This window comes from Pseudanabaena sp. SR411 (assembly GCF_002251945.1).
Classification (GTDB): domain Bacteria; phylum Cyanobacteriota; class Cyanobacteriia; order Pseudanabaenales; family Pseudanabaenaceae; genus Pseudanabaena.
Window position 1 is genome coordinate 1 of sequence record NZ_NDHW01000052.1, and the last position, 21,820, is coordinate 21,820.

Sequence of the window (21,820 nt, forward strand, 5' to 3'; positions counted from 1 at the left end):
GTGCTGTCTGCTACACTGATTTCTGGTCAGCTTATCCGACTGTTCTCCCAAGTAAGCGTCATCGACCTGTGGGTAAAGAAACGGGTAAAACTAGCTATATTGAAAGGTTTAATTGCACCCTCAGGCAACGAGTATCGCGTCTGGTTAGGAAAGCTCTAGCTTTTTCTAAAAAGTTAGAAAATCATATTGGTGCTATTTGGAATTTTATCCATCACTACAATGATTCTCTTCCTCTATGTTCATCCTTTCCTTTTTAGGACTACCCAACAATCAATATACGAACAACGTTGTCATCGCATCGAAGACCGCATCGTTAGCCTCACGCAACCCCATGTGCGTCCCATTGTTCGAGGCAAGGTGGGAACACCTGTAGAGTTTGGCTCCAAACTCTCGGTTAGTTGTATCAATGGCAAGGTATTTCTCGACCATCTCAGTTGGGATAATTTCAATGAATCGGTAGATCTTCCGACTCAGGTGGAACTGTTTAGAAATCGCTTTGGTCATTATCCCGAATCAGTTCATGTTGACCAAAGTTGCTCAAGTGGCTTGTTTCTTTCTGGTTTTCTTTGTTTTTGTTTTGCTCGCAGTTCTTTCTTCTTCATTCTCTGAAATCGCTCTTTAGCTTTAATTCTCTTTCTTGGCAATTTCCTAGTAGATAGGTAAAGATGAAGAGAATAACTCTTTGCCTCCTACTTTCCGCTTATACCAATTCACAAAAGTGTTGCCACACTTTTGTGAATTAAAAACCAAACCCAGTAAGGGTTTTAAAAACACAAAGTGGCTACGCCACTTTGTGTTTTGATATTAGTCTCTTTTTCAGCAAGCCCTATTTAGGAATCAGGGAGAGGGAGAACTGAGATCTTGCACCAATCTGGAAAGAGGTTGCATAAAGAGCAAAAACATGAAAAAAAGGGCGTAGTAGTAAATTAAATAACCATTATGGAAAGCATCATTAAGCACGCCCAATAGCAAACGGGGTCAACAAGTTTTACTTGAATGGCTAAGTAACCCCTTTACCATCTCTTGGTTCTGGCTCAAAAGATCTGATAGCAAACGCGAGTTAGGCTTTGTGATTTCTTCTCATCCCTATTCTGCTGCTTATTTGGTGATATTAGGGCGTAAGCGTTGGGCAATTGAGGGCTGCTTTAAAACCATCAAACATCGCTTTGGTTTGCATTGTTTTGGGCAGTCTACAAAACTTGGGGGGGCGTTGGCTGATTCTATCTCTGATTGCTTATCTTTTGGCTCACTGGATCACTCAATGGTCGATATCTCCTGTCTTAGACTGGAAGGCTACCTCTGATTTGCCCCTTTCTATTTTATTCCCTTCTGTCCTTTGGTTAAAACTTCTCCGATACATCCGAATTAATGCTGATATTACTGCTCGTTATGGTTTGAAATTGTTCTCAAACCCATTCCTACTTAAGATTCTTAGGAATGGTGCAAGATCTCAGGTAATAAATTCTTCAGGATGGGAAATAATTGGTGCAGCTATGGTGATCGCAGGATGCCACACGATCGCGAACAAACCAAAACCAGCTACTAGAAAGAGATTGAGAATAAATTGATGTGATTTTTGAATGAATTTCCGAATCTGTTTTAGCACGAGTTTCTCCTGATTCACTTAATAGAAATCTACTTACCCAGCAACAGGCGCATTCATCGAAGCTAAAATCTTCTGGACAATTTGGATACCAGTCAGAGCCTGCCAACCAAATAGACCCATCACCACCATATTGATCCCGACATGAACGCTGCGAATCCAGTCATGCTTCTGCATAAAGGGAACTAGGGATGCCGAAACTGCGATCGCGCCTACCATTGCTAAGCCAGCAAACAAATGGGCGTTAATGTGAATCTTTCCACTACTTATATATGTCGCCACAATTCCACCGATCGCGCCCAATACCATTATGGCGAGAACGATAGAACCGATTTGGTGATGGCGAATTGCGAATTTGCCTTTGATCATTTCTTTCTTGACATCGCCTTCAGCTAGTCTGGTGCGACGGACTTGCACACCTAGATACATGGCATAGATAGTAATACCCAGCAATATCCACATCATAATGGGATGGAAAAAGCTGAGATAGGGCTTGAGAGACGATAAGGTTTCTGAATTCATGACGATTATTTCCAATGCGATTGAATATCTTTTCTACTTCCCATCCATTAAATAACGCTAGAAAATCGCTAAAACTCTATACCTAGGTCTAACCTATGAAAAAGTAGATGGGAACAAAAATTAGTATTACATTCTGACGTATAACTTCCTGTATGAATTACATAAATTGTACTGAAACCATATAGTTCTTTACGATAGAACGATTAATTACTCATGACTTATGGAAAAGCTAAAGCCTATATCTAGTATAGGGTTGAATTATCTAGAAAATAAACTTAACTTAGTCTTAAGGTTAATCTTGTTTAATTATATTACTAATAAGTTATATTAAAGCAGGTTACAAAAAAATGCAATACTTCAAGAATTAAGTCTTCCAATATTGCTGCAAGTTTTTGCAATTTGTTTAACATTGGAGATAACCTCTATGAACGCAAATGTTGGCGCGATTGATCGCCTGATTCGCTTGTTATTGGCTGCTGTATTGTTCTATTTAGGCTTTTTCCTTTATGGCGGTACTGGCTTAGGAATTGGTCTGGTCGTGATGGGTAGCATAATGCTGATAACGTCTCTAGTAGGCTTTTGTGGGCTTTATCAACTTCTAGGAATTCGCACCAATAAAACTAACGAATATTCTTAAACAGATCAGGAAGTTCCCCGCTACCCGTAGCACTTCCTGATCAAAACACATCACTTCTTACTGAGTCTTTTCATGGAAAATAGCCTTCCTCTCGAAAGCCCGTCCCTGTCGCGGCGGCAATTACTAAACTTCATCACAGGATCAGCGATCGCTGTGACCACAGGTTCGGCACTCTATCCCTTTGGTGATTTTTTCGTTCCACCATCAGAAGCTGTCGGCGAAGGTGGAGCTATTCTTGCTAAGGATATCTTAGGCAAAGTAATTCCCGCCTCACAACTCTTGGCTGAGCCACCAGAAACTCGCGCTCTAGTGGCAGGTTTAGCAGGTGAACCCACTTATCTGATTGTCACCGCCGATCGCACTCTCGACAACATCGGCATTGTCGATAACTGTACACATCTCGGTTGCACCTTCCCTTGGAACCCGCTGGATCAACAGTTCCAATGCCCTTGTCACGGTTCTCTCTATGCTCCCGATGGAACTGTGGTGCGTGGTCCCGCTCCTCTTCCGCTTAAGATTGTCAAAGTTGTAGTAACTGACAACAAAATCTTGATCTCGCCATGGACAGAAACCGATCCTCGTACTGGCAAAAAGCCTTGGTGGGTATAGGATATCTCCACGTTTAGTATCACTAATTGCAGTCTTTTTAAACTTCTCAGTTCAGTTACATTCTATACACTATTGAATTGTATTGACAAAGAGTAATAATCATGACAACTTATATTTTCTCAAAACAGTCAAAGCTTGATCCAGTAAACTCTTGGCAAGTCTTTTCTGACTAGATCACAAGTACCAACAAACGTCTCTATATAGGTTGGTTCGGTATTCTTGCAATTCCCACATTGCTCGTGGCAGCGATCGTGTTTGTACTAGCGATCGCCAATGCTCCATCCGTTGATATGGAGGGTATTCGTGTTCCCATCGCAGGATCACTGATGGCTCATAACAATATGATCACTGCTGCTGTCGTACCAACTTCGGCAGCGATTGGGCTGCACTTTTACCCCATCTGGGCCGCAGACTCGATCGATGAATGGCTCTATAATGGTGGGCCTTATCAGATGATCGTGTTTCATTTTCTGATTGGCATTTGGGCTTATCTTGGTCGGCAATGGGAATTGAGCTACCGACTAGGAATGCGTCGATCGCCGTAGCCTTTTCTGCTCCTGTAGCCGCAGCCACCGCCGTACTGTTCATCTATCCGATTGGACAGGGAAGTTTTTCAGAGGGAAGGGAATGCCTTTGGGGATTTCGGGTACTTTCTACTTCATGCTCTCGCTCCAAGCAAAGCATAATGTCTTGATGCATCCGTTCCACATGATTGGAGTAGCGGGAATTTTGGGTGGTGCGCTTTTGAGTTCACTCCACGGATCTCTCGTTACTTCGAGCCTAATTCGCGAGACAACAGAGATTGAATCAGCGAACCTCGGTTATAAATTTGGTCAAGAGGAAACTACCTATAACCTGCTTGCCAGCCACAGTGGTTACCTAGGTAGATTGCTGATCCCAACCCTGTCTTTGCGGAATAGTCGGACTACCCACTTTCTCTTAGCCGCATTGCCAACGATCGGTATTTGGTTTGCCGCTTTAGGTATTGGCGCGATGAGCTTTAATCTCAATGGCTTCAATTTCCAGCAATCAATTTTAGATGATTCTGGTCGTCCAATTCGCACTCATGCCGATCTGCTTAATCGCGCAGACCTTGGAATTGAAGTCATGCGATCGCCTAATGGACATAACTTCCCCGTCCCATTAGCGCTCACATCTCCTGATATTTCTGCTTAAACATCGATTCTATGGTTATCCGATCGCTAAATTAGCGATCGGATAACCTCCAAAACATTGCAACTAAAAACAAAAAAATAAGAATCATTCCATGAAGATTGCCGTATCTAGCCAAAATCAAACCAATGTAACAGGACATCTCGGACATTGCCAGAAATTCTGGATCTACGATGTGGATGACACATTTATTCAAAACAAACAACTGTTACAACTCACTAAAGCCCAAAGCTTCCATGAAAGTTCTCCCAAAGAATCACATCCCTTGGATGATGTACAGGTACTGATTAGCGGCAGTATGGGAAATGGCTTATCTCGCCGTATAGAATCCAAAGGCATCAAACCCATAGTCACCCCTGAAACCGATCCCGACGCTGCCATAACTGCTTATCTTGCGGGTTCGCTAATTGTGAAAACTCAAGAAGAACGTGATTGCGATCATGAGGCGGAACATGTTCATGGTGCAGAAGATGACCACAAAGGTAAGTGCGGATGTAAAGAAAATTAAAAATTAACAAATTACAGCTCGTTGCACCCAAACTAGAACCACAAGAGATTTTGTAATTACAAAATCTCTTGTGGTTTGTTTGATCCAAAATTGCTGCAAAAATGACGGTAATTGCTGACGACGACGCACGAGATCGCTCAATTGTTGAGACTGAGCATCGACCATTGCTTGAGGCTGTGCAGCTTGAGCAACCCGAGCAATCACTTCAGCATTGAGTTTGTCTGTCTTTGCTTTTCCCAAAGCAATGGCAAAGCCTTTAACTTTGAGCGGATTAGCGATCGCTACAGCTATAAATCCCTAGTAAACCCAAAAATGAGATGCGGTGCATCTCACTTTTGGGTTTTTGCTAAAAAACAGATAAAATGCAGATGTCTAAATCTTTTTTGATAATTGTCCTATGACCTTAAACAAAGTTCACCTAGTTGGACGTGCAGGACGTGATCCTGAAGTTAAATATTTTGAGTCTGGCAAAGTGGTTTGTAACTTAACGATCGCAGTTAATCGGAATACCAGCAACCGTGATGATCCACCCGATTGGTTTGACTTAGAAATGTGGGACAAAACCGCCGAAGTCGCCAAAAACTTTGTCAAAAAAGGAAGCTTAATCGGCATATCAGGATCACTCAAATTTGATCGCTGGAACGATCGCACCACAGGCGACGAGCGTCAAAAACCTGTAATTCGTGTGGATCGTCTAGATTTACTTGGTTCTCGCAAAGATAATGAAGCAGCTAGCAGTAGTAGCGGCAGCTATGACGACGATTTTTAATTTTAAAAGCCTTGCTTAGCAAGGCTTTTAAAATTTTCTATTCGGTTACATACGGTTTTCCTACCCAAAACTCAGCGATCGCATCAGTAAGAATATATTTAGATATTTTCATTAAAGATGTAGGGAACCGATTATGTTTAACCTTGGCGAACTAAACTCCTCCAACAACCTTTTACTCGATTATCTCAAAAATCAATCACCTGAAACTCTAGCAACCGTCGCTCAGTCCGTTAGTCCTGAAGCGCAGCAGATCATTAACCAAAACATTCAAAACTTGCTAGGTATCTTGCCGCCACAGCACTTTAATGTCAGTATCACCACCGATCGCGAAAACTTAGCAGGCTTGATCGGCTCAGCAATGATGACAGGTTACTTCATCCGCCAAATGGAAACGAGAATGCAACTAGACCATTCTTTGGATACACTATAGCCCCAAAAAAGCTAAGGTGGTGCAAAGCACCACCTTAGCTTTTTGAAAAAAAAAGGGAGCGCTTAGCGCTCCCTTTTTTATTTGTGCTTATGCCCGTGAAAACGAATACCTAAAAACACATCGTATAGAAAACCAGCAAGATCGGGCATTTTAAAAATTCCCAAGGTCTGCGGCGATCCATTGGCATCAAGCAAAGGCTTCATCTGATAATAGGCTTTCTCGTAGTAGTACCAAGGTACATTCGGCCAAAGATGGTGAACTAAGTGATAGTTTTGACCTAATAGCAAGATATTTAAAAATCTACCTGGATAAACTCTGGCATTCTTCCAGCGCGATCGCTCAACAAAAGGACGATGCGGCAAATAGTCAAAAAATAAGCCTAACAAAAGTCCCATCACGGCTGCTGGTACAAACCAGAAATTCATCATGTAGCTAAGAAACCCGTAATGGTAGCCCACAAACAATGTGGCTACTACAATTAACCTGCTAATGGCCCATTCTAAAAGCTCGTAATTTCTCCATAGCCGACGCTGGAAAAAGAAAACTTCGTGATAAAAAAAGCGAGCGGCAATCAACCACAAGGGGCCGCCAGTCGAAACATAGTGATCAGGATCATCTTCCTCATCATTCACATGGGCATGATGCTGCATATGTACCCGAGTAAATACGGGAAATACAAACCCTTGCAAGATCGCCGCAATATGTCCGATCGCTGCATTAACAATGCGATTGGGGTGAGCAACGTTATGGCAAGCATCATGAATTACTGTTCCCAGTACATAAAGCGCCGAAAAATTACAAACAAATACGAGCCAGTGCGCCCAGCCCCATACCCAATACCCTGTTGTCGATGCAGTTCCTAAAATGATCGAACCCAGTAGCAGTAGTATCGTCGGATTAAATCCCTGTGCTGCGCCCATCACACCGATTGGAACAGTTAGGGCTTTGCCCTGCTGCTGCATTGTGTCACTCCTTACTCAAATTTCCTATCTTTATATCCAATATCCAAATATGCATTTGGGGCTTGCAAGTTGCAAAAACCAAAGACTTTTGATTGTTGCGTTTTATTACATTTTTTATTATCCTCTATGCTACCGATAATAGAGCGAGATTGCAACTTTGATTTTGAGACGATCATTTTGCAGAGTACAAAGCAATTATAAAAATCTCGTTTTACAAGCTTTTTATAATTGCTTTGGTGTTAAGAAAGCTCACAAAGATCTAACCTATTTAGCTTAGTTTTTAGGTCAGTTATAGCAAGCTAAGAAAGAGGAATGGCGGCGCGAAGCGCCGCCATTCCTCTTTTGGGTCAAAACTTACATTTATAGATATCAATCATTTAACTCCCACAACTCACTTAGGAATGAGAATTAAATAACGTGTGCATATAAAACCCAAAATTGGTTCGGCGGGCTTCGCCCGCCGAACCAATTTTGGGTTTTATTAAATTATCATCCCTTACAAAATATGCAAAACAAAATATGCAAACTATTTAGATTCGTTATACCTCACGAAAATATTCACAATATCTTCAATCTGAATTGGCTTAGTGATAAAGTCATTCATCCCCGCATCTATGCATAACTGGCGATCTTCTGGCAACGCATTAGCTGTCAAAGCCACAATCCAAGGTTGTTGTTGGAAATCTTGGCGAATCTTTTTGGTAGCTGCAATTCCATCGACCTTAGGCATTTGGATATCCATAAAAATCAAGTCATAATTTTTTTGGTCGAGAGCTTCTAGCACTTCTAACCCATTATTTGCAAGCTTCGGACTATAGCCCAGACTTTCTAGAAATAATGCAAGTATCCTTTGGTTAACAAGATTATCCTCAGCAATGAGGACTTGCAAACTAGCTGGGGGAAGATTTGGTTGGACTAGAGGAGATAAAGTTGGCTGAATGATTTGGTTAATAGCTGTTGGAGACGAGCTAGATATTGGAGTCACAGTTTCCAGCATCAGCGTAAAGTAGAATTTGGAACCTTGCGTATATATAGTTTCAGAATTAAATGTCCAATCGACAGGAGGACTGCCACCTATCCGCCCATTGGTTTCCACCCAAATAGTTCCTCCCATTAATCCAACTAAACTTTTACTAATTGCTAGCCCTAGTCCCGTTCCACCATATTTGCGACTAATGGAAGAATCAGCTTGAGTAAAGGGTTGAAACAATAAATTTAGTTGCTCATATTCAATGCCAATACCCGTATCTGCAACTGTGAAAATTAATTCACATGATTTATCGCAATTAGCGCGATCGCTAGAAGATACACGAGATGCAACTGAGATCTCCACATGACCTTGGAGGGTAAATTTAATCGCATTGCCTAAAAGGTTGATTAAAACTTGACGAATCCGCGAAGCATCACCTGATAGCCCTTTGGGAATGTCAGGATGGATTGAATATTGGATATTGAGGCTTTTGTCGTTCGCTTGTTTACTCAAAAGTTCACAGACAGATCGAATAATATCTTCTAAAACTAGAGATCGGTTTTCTATTTTGAGCATTCCTGATTCAATTTTAGAAAAATCAAGAATGTCATTAATGATTGTTAAAAGTGCATTACCGCTATCACGAATGACTTGCACATAATCTCTCTGATCTTCTGTCAGATTAGTAGTTGCCAGTAAATCTGCCATCCCAATTACCCCATTCATGGGAGTGCGGATTTCATGGCTCATATTGGCTAAAAAAGCGCTTTTTGCTGCATTTGAGGCTTCAGCCATCTCTTTAGCATGAGCAAGAGCTATTTCTTTTAATTCTAGCGATCGCACCTGTGTGATCGCTTCATCCAGCTTTTGTTGCTGTTCCTGTAAACTAGTTGCAAAAGCAAGTGTTTTATTGATAGTAATTTCTAAGTCTTCAAAATCAATGGGTTTAGTTACAAAGTCAAAAGCGCCATAATTCATCGCCATCCGAATATTTTGCATATCTCCATAGGCTGAAACTACTACTGCTTTTAAATTTTGATCAAGTTCTGTCAATTTTGAGATTAAGGACAGACCATCCATTTCGGGCATTCTAATATCCGTTAGAACCATGGATATACAATTCGATCCTTTCAAGATTTCGATTGCTTCTATCCCATTTGAAGCAAATATAAAATCTAGTTCTTTAGCTTGAATTCTTTTTCTAAATCTCTGCTTAAAAAGTCTTTGAATTTCAATTTCGTCATCAACTACTAAAATTGATTTTACTTTGTTTTTCATAATTTAACACTGACCAGATTTGCTGAAGCCTAAAATTCGTCTTTGATGTAGCTATCTTAAAATCGCTTATAGGATTGTGCTGATTTTGATTATCTCACGATCTTAATGTCAGCGACTTCCTTCAAATTATTTAAAAATCCTAGATAATAATTTCATTTGAGTTAATAATAGATAGAATTCATGAGTCATTACAATTACCAAATAGATATTTTAGAGATCACAGAAATAATTTATACAATTTATAGGATTTTTACACTGAGTAATCTTGGATTTGAATTATAATGCATCTTCCAATTGTTACAAATAACAAATATAAATAGTTTCTTAAAATATCCACTTATAGCAATACTGTTATTGCACTATTGCGAGTACAAAAAATAGTTGGTCATACAATTACATATACTTATATGTTATTTTACTACCTTATTAATAGCATATTAACTTGTTGTGCCAATCCATTATGTTAAATAGACGGCATTTTACCAAGCTATCTTTGGGGGCATTGGGAATGGCAAGTTGTACTCCATCAAAGTATCTAAATAGTACTAATAGTAGTCAGCTGTCCAATAAAGCTGATCTTGTAATTTGGTGGGAACAGGGTTTTTTACCAGAAGAGAATGAACAGATCAATCTGCTAATTCAATTATGGGAGGAAAATACAGGCTATGATGTTGACTTAAAATTGTTACCTGTCGCTTTAATAGATCAGCAGTTGACTAGCTTTATTGATCAGCAAAATTTCGATCAGATTCCTGATATTGTTTATTCCGTAGGAATTGATGCGAGTCTTGCTCCAAAGCTAGCTTGGCAAGATCGCTTAGTTGATTTGTCGGATGTAATTCATCCGATCAAAGAGAGATATACTTCCATTGCTCTTGATCATGTCTTCTATCGCAATCAAGTTCAAAAAGAACGTAGCTACTATGCTATGCCACTGTGGCAATCAGATGACTATATTCACTACTGGGGAAACCTCATCGAAGAGATTGGATTTACGCAGCAGGATGTTCCTAGAGAATGGGATCAATTTTGGCAATTTTGGCGAACTGCTCAAGCATTGTTACGGGCTAAAACCCATCCCAATATTTATGGTGTGGGTCTATGTATGTCTGCGATTGGATTTGATACTTACACATCTCTGAAGATGTTTATGGATGCCTATGATGTCTCTGTGGTTAGTGATGATGGACAACTCCTGCTATCGAAGCCCGAAAACCGCCAAAAATTTATGACTGCATTAAGGGAGTTTACCAATTTTTATTTACAGGGATATGTGCCACCTGTGGCATCTCAATGGTTAGGTGCGGGTAATAACAATAGTCTATTAAATGGCGAAATCTTAATGACTCACAACCTAACATTATCAGTTCCTCTTACACAAAAGCTATCTAATCCTAAATACGATCGCGATGCGATCGCCAGATATCGCCAGATTGTGACAATTAATCGTCCCCTAAAAGTAGATGGTAGTGAGTTGTTAACCAGAAAAGGAATAAAGCAGGCGATCATTCCTAAAAATGGGCGAAACCCTCAACTTGCCAAGGAATTTTTGAGTTTTTTAATTCGTAGAGATAACTTGATTCCACTGTTAAAAAGTTTTAAAGGAAGGGTTTTTCCAGTCATGCCAGATTTGTTAGAAGATCCTTTTTGGAATGACCCTAATGATCCCCACTTGTCATCAGCAATGCAGATTTTTAAGCGTCCTAGTTTTGTGCCTTACGAGGTAATTCATTCAGCTTTTAGCACCGTCCAAAATCAGCAACTTTGGGCCAAGACAGTACTCAAAGTTATCCAAGATAAAGCTTCGGTTGCGGAATCTACAGATTGGTTGATCTCCAAAATTCAAGATATTTGGCAATCTTGGGAGAAAATAGCATGAATGGAATGAAATTGTGGCTCAGCCGTAGTTTATTAAGACAAATTGTCAGCTATTTCTCGGTTTTGTCCGTAATTACTGTGGGTACAGTGGCGCTTGGCTCCTATTTTCATGCACGCAATTCTCTATCAGCAGAAGTTGTCGATCGCTTGACCGTGGCAACCCAGTTAAAATCCTATCAACTCACAAAGTGGGTAGATCAACAGTTACGCGACATTCTTCTGGTTAGTCAAGATTTTAAAATCAAAGAAACGTTACGGATACTTCTAACTTCTGAATCCTCTCAACCTGATTATCAACAAGCCTATGCCGAACTCAAAAAATATATGGAGCAGATTGGGAAAGTAAAGCCAAACTTACGGAATATTCGCATTACCAGAAATAGTGGTTTTGTAATCTTCTCTTCGACTGATCCTAAACTTGAGGGAACCTATCTACCCTTAGGTGATCCTGCCACATACTTTACAAGCGATCGCTTAAATACAGTTGTTCCTAATTTTTATATTTCATCAAGTACTAAAAAAGTAGCAATGACTGTCAGCACCGCATTGTTCGATGAATACAAAGTCAAAATGGGAGCGGTGACTGCTGATTTTAATCTGGATGATATTGATGCTTTAATTCGTGATAATACGGGGCTAGGTGAAACAGGTGAAACTTATTTGATTGGTAAAGCTGGTACGAAAACAATTTTTATTGCTGGGAAACAAGCTAAATCCAGCGATCGCCTCTGGGCAAATGGAGTCTCTAGCGAAGGGATCAATCAAGCGATCAGACAACAGAATGGATTTGGCGCTTATAACAACTACGCTGGTGTACCTGTAGTAGGCGTATATTGGTGGTTACCATCACAAAATTTGGCGCTAATTGCCGAAATTAGCCAAGCGAGAGCCTTGGCTCCAGCCGATCGCTTAGCTGGCAATATTCTCATTTTAGGGTTTCTTTCTTCTAGCGTATTACTGATTGCTATTTATTGGTTCTCTCGCCAAATCACACGTCCGATTGTGGCAATTAGTGAGACTGCCGCTAGTTTGGCGGCTGGAGATCTCAATCAAACTGCACCAATTATGACCATAGATGAGGTGGGCGTGTTAGCGCAGACTTTTAATAAAATGGCAAAACAATTAAAGTCTTCCTTTGAAGGTTTAGAACAAAAGGTGGAAGCAAGAACCAGTGAGTTGCAAATAGCTAAAGAGTTAGCCGACTCGGCAAACCATGCAAAAAGTGAATTTTTGACCCATATGAGCCATGAGTTAAGAACGCCTTTAAATGGAATCTTAGGTTATACCCAAATTTTAAAGCGATCGCAAGCTTGGGGAGATAAGGAGAAGCGCGGAGTTGATATTATCCATCAATGTGGGTTTCATCTGTTAACTCTCATTGATGATGTGTTAGATCTCTCCAAAATTGAAGCTAACAAACTAGAACTGAATCCCCAATTTATTCATTTACCTTCATTTTTGCAAGGTGTCATTAAAATATGTCAGGTACGATCTGAGAGTAAGGGATTAAAGTTTTTGTATTTACCTGATCCGCATCTAGTGCCAGAAATTGAAGTTGATGATGTACGTTTACGACAAATTTTAATTAATTTATTGAGCAATGCGATCAAATTTACTGATCATGGCTCAGTGATTTTTAAGGTGCAGCAAATTGGCGACAAAATCGAAAATTGCGATATCCCCACGGTTAAAATACGTTTTCAAATTCAAGATACTGGTGTGGGGATTCCCTCTGATCGACTGGAGACAATCTTTGAACCATTTTTACAAGTGGGCGATCGCCAGCGTCAGAGCGAAGGAACAGGGTTAGGCTTGGCGATATGTCGGCGAATTGCGAATTTAATGGGTAGCAATATCGAAGTTGCGAGCATCCTCGAGCAGGGTAGTACTTTTACATTGGAAATCGAGGTGGCGATCGCGCCTACATATGATCAAGAGAATCCTATCAACCTAGAGAAAACTAAATATTACTCGAGCGATCGCCAAGCTTTAGTTGAAATCAATAGCAATCAGTCTATCCAGATCCCTGATAAGATAGAACTTCAAAGACTATTAAGTTTAGTTCAGCGAGGATTAATGAAAACATTTATCGATGAGGCTACTCAAATTGAGCAAAGGGATTTAGACTGTCAGCCCTTTATCCAAAATACAATTCAACTTGCTAAAACTTTCCAAATGGAAACCTTAGAACAATATATAGAACAATATATCTCTTAAATCAAATCAAACAAAACTTTTACCTATGTCCTCCTCTAACACTGAATTAATTTTGATTGTTGATGATACACCTATTAATTTAGATGTTATTTCCGATGCTCTAATTGATGCGGGTTTTGAGGTAGCGATCGCCACTAGCGGCGAAAGGATGTTTAAACAGTTGCAATGGCTAGTACCAGACTTAATCTTACTGGATGTAAGAATGCCCATCATGAATGGTTTTGAAGTTTGTCAACGCTTAAAATCGATGGAAAGCTTCAAAGAGATTCCGATTATCTTTATGACGGCTCTATCCGATACAGAAAGTAAAACGAAAGGATTTGAATTAGGAGCTGTCGATTATGTGACCAAACCTTTTCAAGAAGTTGAAGTCCTAGCACGCATCAAAACTCATTTGCAACTACGCCGCCTAACCAAAGATTTAGAACAAAAAGTATGGCAACGCACTATTGAACTAGAAGAGGCTAATCAACAACTTGCAGAATATTCGCTGACCCTAGAAAATCGTGTAGAAGAAAGAACTACAGCGCTAAGAGAAGCCCAAGAACGGGTTATTGCCCAAGAAAAACTAGCTTCTCTAGGAACGCTTACGGCTGGAGTCGCCCATGAATTGCGAAATCCTCTCAACTTTGTCAAAAATTATGCCGAAGGCTCAATCGAATTGGCTCAAGACTTACTTGAAATTCTCCAACCTGCAATCCATTCCATTGAGTCGGCTAAAGCACAACATGTCCAAACATTAATTGCAGATTTACAAGAAAATGCTACTACGATTTGTCGGCATAGTAGGAGAGCCGCCGCAATCATCACTAGCATGATGCAACATGCACACACTGACATTGAGAATCCCAATGCTCAACTTATATCAATTAATGACTTACTCAAGGAAGCAGTGAAGTTATCTTGCTACAGTCGGCAGACACAGGACAGTAACTTTCAAATAACTATTCATACAGACTACGCTTTAGATGTTGGCATGATCGAGGCGATCGCTAGTAATTTAATGCGTGCTTTTATTAATTTAGTCGATAATGCCTATGATGCGCTCCATTTTAAACATTCTGAACTAGCTAGAGATAGCTCTCAGGATGATGCAGGATATATCCCAACCCTGAAAATCTCCTCACAGTTAGTTGATAATCATGTCGAGATTCGTATTCATGACAACGGATGTGGCATTGATCCACAAATCCAATCGAAAATTCTTGATCCTTTTTTTACAACCAAACCTCCAGGATCTGGGACGGGGCTAGGACTTTCGCTGACCCATGACATTATTGTTAAACAACATCATGGCTCCATTGCGATCGCTAGTCAACTAGGCGAATTTACTGAGTTTGTGGTCACATTACCTTTAAAACTGTTGTGAGCATTAACAACAAACCCACAAGACGAGTAGCGCCGCTACTCATCTTGGTAGTCCTAAAAAGGTAAGGATAGGCGGCGCGAAGCGCCGCCTATCCTTACACTATGAGGCTGATGGAGGTTTTTCTGGGGTAATTGGGGACTCAATAGGAGGAGGTGGAGGTGCAGGAAGATTATCCACAACTGGTTCTGTAACTGGTTCTGTAACTGGCTGGACGGCTGGTTCGGTAATAGCTGGTGCTGGCGAATTGACAATTGGCTGAACTGGAGTTGTGTCTGGCTCACGTACATTCATCGGCGGCTCTAGCGATCGCACAGGTTCTGAATTAACGGGAATAGTCACAGCCGTGGGTTTAGGAGTTTCTACTTCCCTTTGACGACGATCTTCTGCTAATTTTCTTTGTTCAGCTTCTTGAGCGGCTAACTGCTCAGTCTCCTGACGACGACGCTCCTCGTTTTGGCGCTGAAATTTAGAACCTTCTTCTTCAAAGGTGACACGCACTTTCACATTAGCCCGACCACCTTCAGGAACAGTTTGGGGATTAAATTGCCATTTGCTCATGGCTTCAATAGTTTCGCGATCGGTCTGCTCATCGCCGCTAGACTGGCGCAGTCGCACATTTGTAACTCGACCATCGGGGGTAATGTCATAGGTCACTCTGGGAGTGCCTTCTTTGCCGCGATATTGGGGTTTGGGGCAACTGAGGCATTCCAGTTTTACGGCTCTAGTTTCTACAGGTGGGACAGGGGGTAAAGCACTAGTTTGAGTACCTTTACTATCTGGTTTACCATTGGTAATTCCACCAACGACACCATTCTTCTTGCCATCGGGATTACCATTCTTTTTACCACCTAGAATAAATCCTGTCGGGATTTTGTTATTACCGAAACCAGATCCAATCCCATTTTTAGCAATGATAGAACCACCTCCCTGTGGCACTTTAACATCACTAGTATTTTGGGTTGTCAATGGCTTTAAATCATCAGGAGCCGCAGCATCTTTACCTTCTTTTAAAGGTGCGATCGTTTCGGGCGCAAGGGCGATCGCGACGGGAGCAACTTCAATCTGGGGAATCTCTTCATTTACAGGTGAAATTGGCTCTGGTTCTTTGGCAATTTCGGGAACTTTGTCTTCAGTGGATTGGTTTGCTTCAACCACAATTTCGATGGTGTCGTCTGGCTCTTTGCTAGTTGTTTTCCATAGAGTAGGTACTGGTGCAATCAGAACTGCTGCATGAACACAGGAAGATCCAACTAAGCCTATGAATATTAAGGATGTTAAAGCTTTGTTTTCTTTTTTTGCTAGAGCGTCAACAAGTTTAGGTTCATGCATAGTTTGATCTCCTAGTTAGTCTGTAATCATTAATTGTTTTTGGTAGCGATCGCCATTTTGACTCTGGGAATTTGGCGCAGTTGATCCATAATTTGGACAACATCGCCATGTTGAACACTGCGATCTGCATTGAGAACCACGATGAGATCTTGGTTTGGTTCTAGCAATTGTTTAACGCGATCGCTGACTTCGGCAATTCCGATTTTTTGTTTGTTAAGGAATACCTCTGTCTTCTCATTGACGCTGATCGTGGCGCGAGCAGGTGTTTTTTGCATTGCCCCAGACTGAGCTTTGGGTAAGTCTACGGGTAAGCCTTCGGTACGATTGAGAAATAATGAAGAGATTACAAAAAACGTCAACAGCGCAAAAATCACATCCATGAGCGGCAAAATATTCTTGATCTCGATGGGATGATTTGCCAACTCAGCCTCATAGCGGCGGCGCAGTCTTCTAGACATGGGTATTTACCTGTTGATGAGCCTGTTGACGATGCGATCGCAAATGTTGTAGTTCCAATTGAGTACAACATTCATCAAAATAAGCAATCTGTTGAGCATAAAGCGATCGAAAAATACTTGCAGCAATCAAAGCCATTACCGCCACAATCAATCCCACCGCAGTAGAAATAAGCGCTTCACTAATGCCACCTGTAACATTGAGAGACTTAGCCCCCCCAATATCACCTAAAGTGAGCGAACCAAAGGAGGTGATCAGTCCAGTTACCGTTCCAAGTAAGCCTAGTAAAGGAGCAAGCCCTACAATGACTTCAAAAACAATATTGAAACGCCTGAGATTAGGTAATTCCGATTGTGTCCTCGCATCAAGGGCAAGGACAAATTCATTGGGTGTAGCGTTGGGTATTGATAGAGCTTCTAAATAAATGCGGGCGATCGCTAATTCGGTATGCTGACGCAGAAAATCTTCTGCTTGTTCAGGATTTTCTTGATAGATATGTAGGGCTTGCCTCGCAATTCGTCGCTGTTGCTTTTTGACGCTTCTCCAAAATAGCGATCGCTCGATCGCCAAAGTAATGATCAAAAAAGAGCAAATCATTAGCGGAATAATCGTAATCCCGCCTGCTACCAAGGTATCGAACAATTTAGACATTTTAGGGAATGGGAGCAACTAGTATTGGTAAGGCATTGGAAAATTTACTGAGAGTCATTTGCAATAACTTACAGTTTCTGTTAGTTTGATACAATTAGTAATTAATGTCAATAAGTGTAGAGATAATTTTAGGGAATGCCTATAAATACTAGGGTCAAATTATTCTCTTGGCAAAATTGACTGAAATACTAATGCCAATTTTTATACTAGAGCTTACTATGACAATTACAGCCGAACGAATTAATGCTGCGTTCCTATTTCAAGCCGCCTATGAGAATCGCTACACTTGGGACGCGAACTTCACAGGTTTTACAGCTACAGCGCATCTAAACCAAAATGGAATTTTGCATCAAGCCGATGTCACGATCTCGCCAGATCTCAAAGTTATTGTTGCCAAGGCAAACAGCAGCGAAGCTGAGAAAGCAATCTATGGACAGATGCAAGAGATTGTCATCCACCGAGTTCATCGCAGTTTTGCGGATGTCCATGGTAAGAATGAGTTTAGCTATGGTGATACTGATGAATCAGGTGAAGTTTTGATTTTGGTTGGTGGTGCATCCGCAGGCGATCGCTACAAGGTCAAAGACAAGATTGTAACTATGGTGCATCGTCAAATTCATGGAACTGTAGTCACGATTAATGTACTTTCTACTTTTGACACTGGTAAAGGCTATTTGCCAATGGATTACACTTCCTTTTACTCCAAGCCGAATGATCTAGATTCCATTAGTCCTATGCAACATCATCATGATGAATACGCGGACTTGGGGAATTATTTCATCATGACTTCTCGCACTGTCAGCACCGATGGTGATGCTCAACCGCAGGAGTTTAAGTTGACAAATATTGTTTTGTTATCTAGCAAAGATTAAGTGAGTTAGGACAAATCCCTACCAAAAGAGTAATGGATTGCCAAAGAAATTATCCCCATTCACAAAAGCATGATGACACTTCTGTGAATTAAAAACCAAACCCAGTAAGGGTTTTAAAAGCACAAAATGGCTACGCCATTTTGTGCTTTGGTATTAGACAACATTGGCATATTGAAAATCGCCTACATTGGGTAAAAGATGTCATTTTCAATATAGCCATGCCCGTCCCAGCCCTAAACCTCTATGTTTGTGGCGATCACTATTCCTCGTTCTATAATCAAACTACATAACGTCGGAGAAAAGTCTAATGGTAACGACGCTAGAAAAGCCACAAACCCTTTCCCTAGAAGCATTTCTCGCTCTTCCTGAAACCCAACCTGCCAGCGAATATGCCCACGGAAGCATCACCCAAAAGCCCATGCCCAAAGGAAAACATAGCCGTCTACAAACCCGCCTCTCCAGAGCGATCGACCTAATCGCCGAAGAACCCCAACTTGCCCTTGCACTCACCGAATTACGTTGTACCTTTGCAGGACGCTCCATCGTTGCTGATATTGCCGTAATCCGTTGGCAAAACCTTCCTCGCGATCCTGATGGTGAAATTAGCAACCAATTTAGTCATCCCCCTGACTGGATTATCGAAATTCTCTCTCCTGATCAATCCTCTATCTTAGTTATCGACAAAATTCTGCTTTGCCTCAAAGAAGGGAGCGAACTCGGTTGGCTCATCGATCCCGCCACTAAATCAATCATGATCTTTCAAACTGGCTCAACCCAGATTTGTTTTGCTGATAGTGAACCCCAGCAAGTATTACCTGTCTTGACAGGCTTAGAAACATGGCAAATTACCGCCAGTGATATCTTTGCGTGGTTAAAAGTCTAAATTAGGCGCAACTTTACGGAGTTACAACGCTTTGTGCTAAAACCCAAATCAAGAGATTTTTTGAAAGTGTTGCAAAGCAACACTTTCAAAAAATCTCTTGTGATTCGTTTGATTGGTAATTGCTGTAATTTTATTTACTAATTGGTAACAACACTTCAAACTCAGTGCCAATCGTGACATCACCTTGATTATTTAGATAAGGCGATCGCAAAACAATTTTGCCATTGTGCTGTTGCGTAATAATTTGATGGCAAATTGCTAAACCCAGCCCAGTGCCATGCCCTTGACCTTTAGTAGTAAAGAAATTATCAAAAATGCGATCTTGGATCTCCTTGGGAATTCCCATCCCATTATCCGCAACTTTAATCGATATCCAATTACGATTATCAATTTCTGCGATCGCCGATGTGATCATTACTAAAGGCTGCCATGTAATTTCAGATTCAGTCTGGACATTACTACGTTCACGGCTACTCTCTTCCTTGAGCAGAAGATGATCACGTTGCACAATTAAATCAGGATGAGACTTTAAATCCACCAATGCATCAAGGGCATTACTAATCAGATTCATGAACACCTGAATTAGGCGATCGCTATATCCATTGATTTTGGGCAAATCAATATAATTTTTGACAACTTGAACATTTCTAATCCTGCCACTAAGAATCGTCAAACTGCTCTCCACACAGTCAATCAAACTAATAGCCTCTGGATTAGCATGATCTTCCATATGCGATAAAGATTGCAAAGTGTCCACTAGTCGTCGTAAATATCTTGACCCAGACTGGATACTCTTCACCACCTGCGGTAAGTCAGAACGCACAAAATCCCAATCAACAGCCTCAAGAGTTTCACTAATTACTGTTGACGAAGTTCCATATTCCTTTTCATAAGCTCTTAAAATCTTCATTACCCCTTCAATGTAAGTTAAGAGGCATTCAGTATTGCCGTAAATCGCCGATACAGGATTCCGAATGTCATGAGATACCTCAGCCACAATTTGCCCCAAACTTGCCATCTTCTCAGTTTGGAACATCGTTGTTTGGGTTTGCTCACGCAACAATTTGGTGGCTAATTCATGAATGTGGGACTGCTCTAGCAATAAATCGTGGACATCCAGCACCGCATAAGTATCAGTATCTAAATGGACAATCACAGGCTCATAAATTTCATCATTAGAGCGTCCCAGTGCTAGCTGAGCCGCCATCACTATCGATGTGTTGCCATGTAACCTCAGGACTTCAATGGGAACTTGCTCGTAAAGGACTCTCAATGGTCTTTTGGTAAATAGCTCAAGGGCATAGGGACGACTCAAACATTCTAAAAATCTCCGACGAGACAACATTCCCACATATTGATCTTGATCGTAAACAATCAGTGCAGGTAGAAGGGGATCATCTTTAAATAGTTGACTCGTAAATTCCCCTGTCTTGGATAAATCAACCTTGGTATTGTATAAATGCAACTCGGCAATGGTGGAGTCAAGCGCTAGTTGACGCTTTGAGCTTTGTGGTGATAAATCGCTACCTGAATCCATCTCAGGCTCACTTGCCATCACCATCAATGGAATCATTGCCATTTTGCGAGCTAACTCTTGAGTTGCCGTTTGCCGAATATTCTTCCCCTTAACTGCGCCGCGATCTGGTTGATACTGCTGCAACTTGAGATTACTAATTGCAGAGGTTAATGCTTCTGGTTTAATCTCGATCGCTAAAGCTTGGGCAGCCACCTTAAACGCAGAATTTAAGTTTTCTAGAGATATTTTTGGTAACAAATCGATCGCACCACGACGAATTGCCCAACGTTTTTCCACTTCCTTGATTTGAGCTTGGCGAGGATTAATCAATAAAACTTTTAATTCAGGTGCATGATCAGCACACCATTTGCAAAGCTCAGTAGCAAGTAACGAAGTCCCACCCCCATAGCGAATGCCAATATCAGAAATAATCAGTTGCGGTAAACTCTGTTTTGAATGCCGCTTTTGATCAAGTAATTTAAGTAAATCTTCAGTTTCAGGTGCAGCCCATACTTCCAGTTGATGTGAGGATAGGGCATTGTGCCACATCAGGGATTGCTCTTCTGATAGCTGAGCCAGTAAAACAGATTTGACCACACAACCCCCAAACCTAAAAATAGCAACAATTTCATCCTATTGGATGAGAGTATGTGAAATCAAGTGAAAACAGATAACCTAGGGTTAACCAAAAGTTAATATGCGGTTGAGTCGAGGTAGGGTATTATCCCTAGCCCCTCTCTGTTAGATCCGTACGTGCGATTTTCATCGCATACGGCTCCCGATATTCTTAGCTTACGCTTTTGCTCATGTGATGATAATCGTGGCAACTTTCGTGTATTGCTACAAGATTGTTAGGCTTCCGATTATTGTGATTTCCATCTATATGGTGCAGATGTACTCTTTCATCATCTACGAACTTGAGTCCGCAAATTTTACATGAATGGTTTTGCTTATTAAGGGTTTTAGAGGTCATGTTGTCGTAGAGCTTACTGTTACGTTCGCTCCAATAAACCATATCGCCATCGTAGGGGGATTTATTCCCATTGACATTGATATATCTACCTTCGGAGTAAGGCACGGCAGGGAAAGCTTTATCTAGTAATTGCTTACAAGAGTAGCGATCTTGCTTGGCTTCCTTGTTGAACACCTTAAATGCTCTGTATTGGATGTGATATAACGAGTTTCTTG

Annotated in this window: 20 protein-coding genes and 3 pseudogenes; 13 read left to right on the forward strand and 10 right to left on the reverse strand. The window is 41.0% G+C overall.

What is annotated here, in order from left to right; all coding sequences use genetic code 11:
• The coding region (locus B9G53_RS03415; protein WP_254923537.1) for an IS1 family transposase at nucleotides 1-257 on the forward strand (257 nt) is incomplete at its 5' end.
• Between the two features lie 7 nt (nucleotides 258-264).
• A pseudogene (locus tag B9G53_RS03420) lies at nucleotides 265-531 on the forward strand (IS5 family transposase); the annotation flags it as partial.
• Between the two features lie 919 nt (nucleotides 532-1,450).
• On the opposite strand, the gene B9G53_RS27155 reads toward B9G53_RS03420, so the two are convergent.
• Together B9G53_RS27155 and B9G53_RS03430 are read right to left on the reverse strand one after the other, a co-directional pair.
• The gene (locus B9G53_RS27155; RefSeq protein ID WP_176453077.1) at nucleotides 1,451-1,606 is read right to left on the reverse strand and encodes a hypothetical protein; all 156 of its coding nucleotides are present in this window, start codon (nucleotides 1,604-1,606) and stop codon (nucleotides 1,451-1,453) included.
• Nucleotides 1,607-1,639: 33 nt separating this feature from the next.
• A complete protein-coding gene (locus tag B9G53_RS03430; protein WP_094529127.1) occupies nucleotides 1,640-2,125 on the reverse strand; it encodes a DUF4079 domain-containing protein in 486 nt (161 codons plus the stop codon).
• 424 nt (nucleotides 2,126-2,549) lie between these two features.
• Between B9G53_RS03430 and B9G53_RS03435 the strand changes: the two genes are divergently transcribed.
• From B9G53_RS03435 to B9G53_RS03450, 4 genes and pseudogenes are all read left to right on the forward strand, one after another.
• Nucleotides 2,550-2,762: a DUF2892 domain-containing protein gene (locus B9G53_RS03435; protein WP_094529131.1), complete on the forward strand. Its 213-nt coding sequence runs from the start codon at nucleotides 2,550-2,552 to the stop codon at nucleotides 2,760-2,762.
• Between the two features lie 72 nt (nucleotides 2,763-2,834).
• Nucleotides 2,835-3,371, forward strand: a complete 537-nt coding sequence (gene petC, locus B9G53_RS03440) for a cytochrome b6-f complex iron-sulfur subunit (RefSeq protein ID WP_094529134.1) — start codon at nucleotides 2,835-2,837, stop codon at nucleotides 3,369-3,371.
• 173 nt (nucleotides 3,372-3,544) lie between these two features.
• Nucleotides 3,545-4,547 (forward strand): annotated as a pseudogene (locus B9G53_RS03445) (Photosystem Q(B) protein 1).
• 91 nt (nucleotides 4,548-4,638) lie between these two features.
• Entirely contained in the window at nucleotides 4,639-5,052 is a 414-nt protein-coding gene (locus B9G53_RS03450) for a NifB/NifX family molybdenum-iron cluster-binding protein (protein WP_094529137.1), read from the forward strand.
• Between the two features lie 108 nt (nucleotides 5,053-5,160).
• Here B9G53_RS03450 and B9G53_RS03455 read toward each other — a convergent pair.
• A pseudogene (locus B9G53_RS03455) lies at nucleotides 5,161-5,343 on the reverse strand (transposase); the annotation flags it as partial.
• Between the two features lie 106 nt (nucleotides 5,344-5,449).
• On the opposite strand from B9G53_RS03455, the gene B9G53_RS03460 reads away from it, so the two are divergent.
• Nucleotides 5,450-5,821, forward strand: a complete 372-nt coding sequence (locus B9G53_RS03460) for a single-stranded DNA-binding protein (protein WP_094529140.1) — start codon at nucleotides 5,450-5,452, stop codon at nucleotides 5,819-5,821.
• A gap of 133 nt (nucleotides 5,822-5,954) precedes the next feature.
• Nucleotides 5,955-6,251 (forward strand): DUF760 domain-containing protein, encoded by a 297-nt coding sequence (locus B9G53_RS03465; protein WP_094529143.1) that lies wholly within the window; start codon nucleotides 5,955-5,957, stop codon nucleotides 6,249-6,251.
• A gap of 77 nt (nucleotides 6,252-6,328) precedes the next feature.
• On the opposite strand, the gene crtR is transcribed toward B9G53_RS03465, so the two are convergent.
• On the reverse strand, nucleotides 6,329-7,213 hold the full coding sequence (crtR, locus tag B9G53_RS03470; protein WP_094529146.1) for a beta-carotene hydroxylase: 885 nt from the start codon (nucleotides 7,211-7,213) through the stop codon (nucleotides 6,329-6,331).
• Nucleotides 7,214-7,739: 526 nt separating this feature from the next.
• Nucleotides 7,740-9,461, reverse strand: coding sequence for a response regulator (locus B9G53_RS03475; protein ID WP_217901501.1), 1,722 nt, complete (start codon nucleotides 9,459-9,461; stop codon nucleotides 7,740-7,742).
• A 508-nt stretch (nucleotides 9,462-9,969) separates the two neighbouring features.
• Between B9G53_RS03475 and B9G53_RS03480 the strand changes: the two genes are divergently transcribed.
• From B9G53_RS03480 to B9G53_RS03490, 3 genes are read left to right on the forward strand one after another with little or no spacing between them, the layout of a single operon-like run.
• A complete protein-coding gene (locus tag B9G53_RS03480; protein WP_176453078.1) occupies nucleotides 9,970-11,340 on the forward strand; it encodes an ABC transporter substrate-binding protein in 1,371 nt (456 codons plus the stop codon).
• The gene (locus tag B9G53_RS03485; protein ID WP_094529152.1) at nucleotides 11,337-13,556 is read left to right on the forward strand and encodes a hybrid sensor histidine kinase/response regulator; all 2,220 of its coding nucleotides are present in this window, start codon (nucleotides 11,337-11,339) and stop codon (nucleotides 13,554-13,556) included. The genes B9G53_RS03480 and B9G53_RS03485 overlap by 4 nt, the downstream gene beginning before the upstream one ends.
• Nucleotides 13,557-13,581: 25 nt before the next feature.
• On the forward strand, nucleotides 13,582-14,925 hold the full coding sequence (locus B9G53_RS03490; protein ID WP_094529155.1) for a response regulator: 1,344 nt from the start codon (nucleotides 13,582-13,584) through the stop codon (nucleotides 14,923-14,925).
• Between the two features lie 99 nt (nucleotides 14,926-15,024).
• Here the strand turns inward: B9G53_RS03490 and B9G53_RS03495 are convergent, their stop codons facing one another.
• Genes B9G53_RS03495 through B9G53_RS03505 form a run of 3 tightly spaced genes read right to left on the reverse strand, consistent with a single transcriptional unit; the run spans nucleotide 15,025 to nucleotide 17,361 of the window.
• Nucleotides 15,025-16,254: a TonB family protein gene (locus tag B9G53_RS03495; protein ID WP_094529158.1), complete on the reverse strand. Its 1,230-nt coding sequence runs from the start codon at nucleotides 16,252-16,254 to the stop codon at nucleotides 15,025-15,027.
• A 29-nt stretch (nucleotides 16,255-16,283) separates the two neighbouring features.
• Complete coding sequence (locus B9G53_RS03500; RefSeq protein WP_094529161.1) at nucleotides 16,284-16,712, reverse strand: biopolymer transporter ExbD; 429 nt, start codon at nucleotides 16,710-16,712, stop codon at nucleotides 16,284-16,286.
• Complete coding sequence (locus tag B9G53_RS03505; protein ID WP_094529164.1) at nucleotides 16,705-17,361, reverse strand: MotA/TolQ/ExbB proton channel family protein; 657 nt, start codon at nucleotides 17,359-17,361, stop codon at nucleotides 16,705-16,707. The genes B9G53_RS03500 and B9G53_RS03505 overlap by 8 nt, the downstream gene beginning before the upstream one ends.
• Nucleotides 17,362-17,579: 218 nt before the next feature.
• Here B9G53_RS03505 and B9G53_RS03510 point away from each other — a divergent pair, with 218 nt between their 5' ends.
• On the forward strand, nucleotides 17,580-18,233 hold the full coding sequence (locus B9G53_RS03510; protein WP_217901502.1) for a DUF3386 domain-containing protein: 654 nt from the start codon (nucleotides 17,580-17,582) through the stop codon (nucleotides 18,231-18,233).
• 307 nt (nucleotides 18,234-18,540) lie between these two features.
• On the forward strand, nucleotides 18,541-19,116 hold the full coding sequence (locus tag B9G53_RS03515; protein WP_094529168.1) for a Uma2 family endonuclease: 576 nt from the start codon (nucleotides 18,541-18,543) through the stop codon (nucleotides 19,114-19,116).
• 130 nt (nucleotides 19,117-19,246) lie between these two features.
• Here B9G53_RS03515 and B9G53_RS03520 read toward each other — a convergent pair whose 3' ends face one another.
• Both B9G53_RS03520 and B9G53_RS03525 read right to left on the reverse strand, forming a co-directional pair.
• Entirely contained in the window at nucleotides 19,247-21,229 is a 1,983-nt protein-coding gene (locus B9G53_RS03520) for a HAMP domain-containing sensor histidine kinase (protein ID WP_141211693.1), read from the reverse strand.
• Between the two features lie 190 nt (nucleotides 21,230-21,419).
• The coding region (locus B9G53_RS03525; protein WP_141211694.1) for an HNH endonuclease at nucleotides 21,420-21,820 on the reverse strand (401 nt) is incomplete at its 5' end.

Bases quoted from the DNA above. Each gene is read 5' to 3' on its own strand.
- B9G53_RS03430 (WP_094529127.1), bottom strand. From the start codon at position 2,125: ATGAATTCAGAAACCTTATCGTCTCTCAAGCCCTATCTCAGCTTTTTC.
- B9G53_RS03435 (WP_094529131.1), top strand. From the start codon at position 2,550: ATGAACGCAAATGTTGGCGCGATTGATCGCCTGATTCGCTTGTTATTG.
- petC (WP_094529134.1), top strand. From the start codon at position 2,835: ATGGAAAATAGCCTTCCTCTCGAAAGCCCGTCCCTGTCGCGGCGGCAA.
- B9G53_RS03450 (WP_094529137.1), top strand. From the start codon at position 4,639: ATGAAGATTGCCGTATCTAGCCAAAATCAAACCAATGTAACAGGACAT.
- B9G53_RS03460 (WP_094529140.1), top strand. From the start codon at position 5,450: ATGACCTTAAACAAAGTTCACCTAGTTGGACGTGCAGGACGTGATCCT.
- B9G53_RS03465 (WP_094529143.1), top strand. From the start codon at position 5,955: ATGTTTAACCTTGGCGAACTAAACTCCTCCAACAACCTTTTACTCGAT.
- crtR (WP_094529146.1), bottom strand. From the start codon at position 7,213: ATGCAGCAGCAGGGCAAAGCCCTAACTGTTCCAATCGGTGTGATGGGC.
- B9G53_RS03475 (WP_217901501.1), bottom strand. From the start codon at position 9,461: ATGAAAAACAAAGTAAAATCAATTTTAGTAGTTGATGACGAAATTGAA.
- B9G53_RS03480 (WP_176453078.1), top strand. From the start codon at position 9,970: ATGGCAAGTTGTACTCCATCAAAGTATCTAAATAGTACTAATAGTAGT.
- B9G53_RS03485 (WP_094529152.1), top strand. From the start codon at position 11,337: ATGAATGGAATGAAATTGTGGCTCAGCCGTAGTTTATTAAGACAAATT.
- B9G53_RS03490 (WP_094529155.1), top strand. From the start codon at position 13,582: ATGTCCTCCTCTAACACTGAATTAATTTTGATTGTTGATGATACACCT.
- B9G53_RS03495 (WP_094529158.1), bottom strand. From the start codon at position 16,254: ATGCATGAACCTAAACTTGTTGACGCTCTAGCAAAAAAAGAAAACAAA.
- B9G53_RS03500 (WP_094529161.1), bottom strand. From the start codon at position 16,712: ATGTCTAGAAGACTGCGCCGCCGCTATGAGGCTGAGTTGGCAAATCAT.
- B9G53_RS03505 (WP_094529164.1), bottom strand. From the start codon at position 17,361: ATGTCTAAATTGTTCGATACCTTGGTAGCAGGCGGGATTACGATTATT.
- B9G53_RS03510 (WP_217901502.1), top strand. From the start codon at position 17,580: ATGACAATTACAGCCGAACGAATTAATGCTGCGTTCCTATTTCAAGCC.
- B9G53_RS03515 (WP_094529168.1), top strand. From the start codon at position 18,541: ATGGTAACGACGCTAGAAAAGCCACAAACCCTTTCCCTAGAAGCATTT.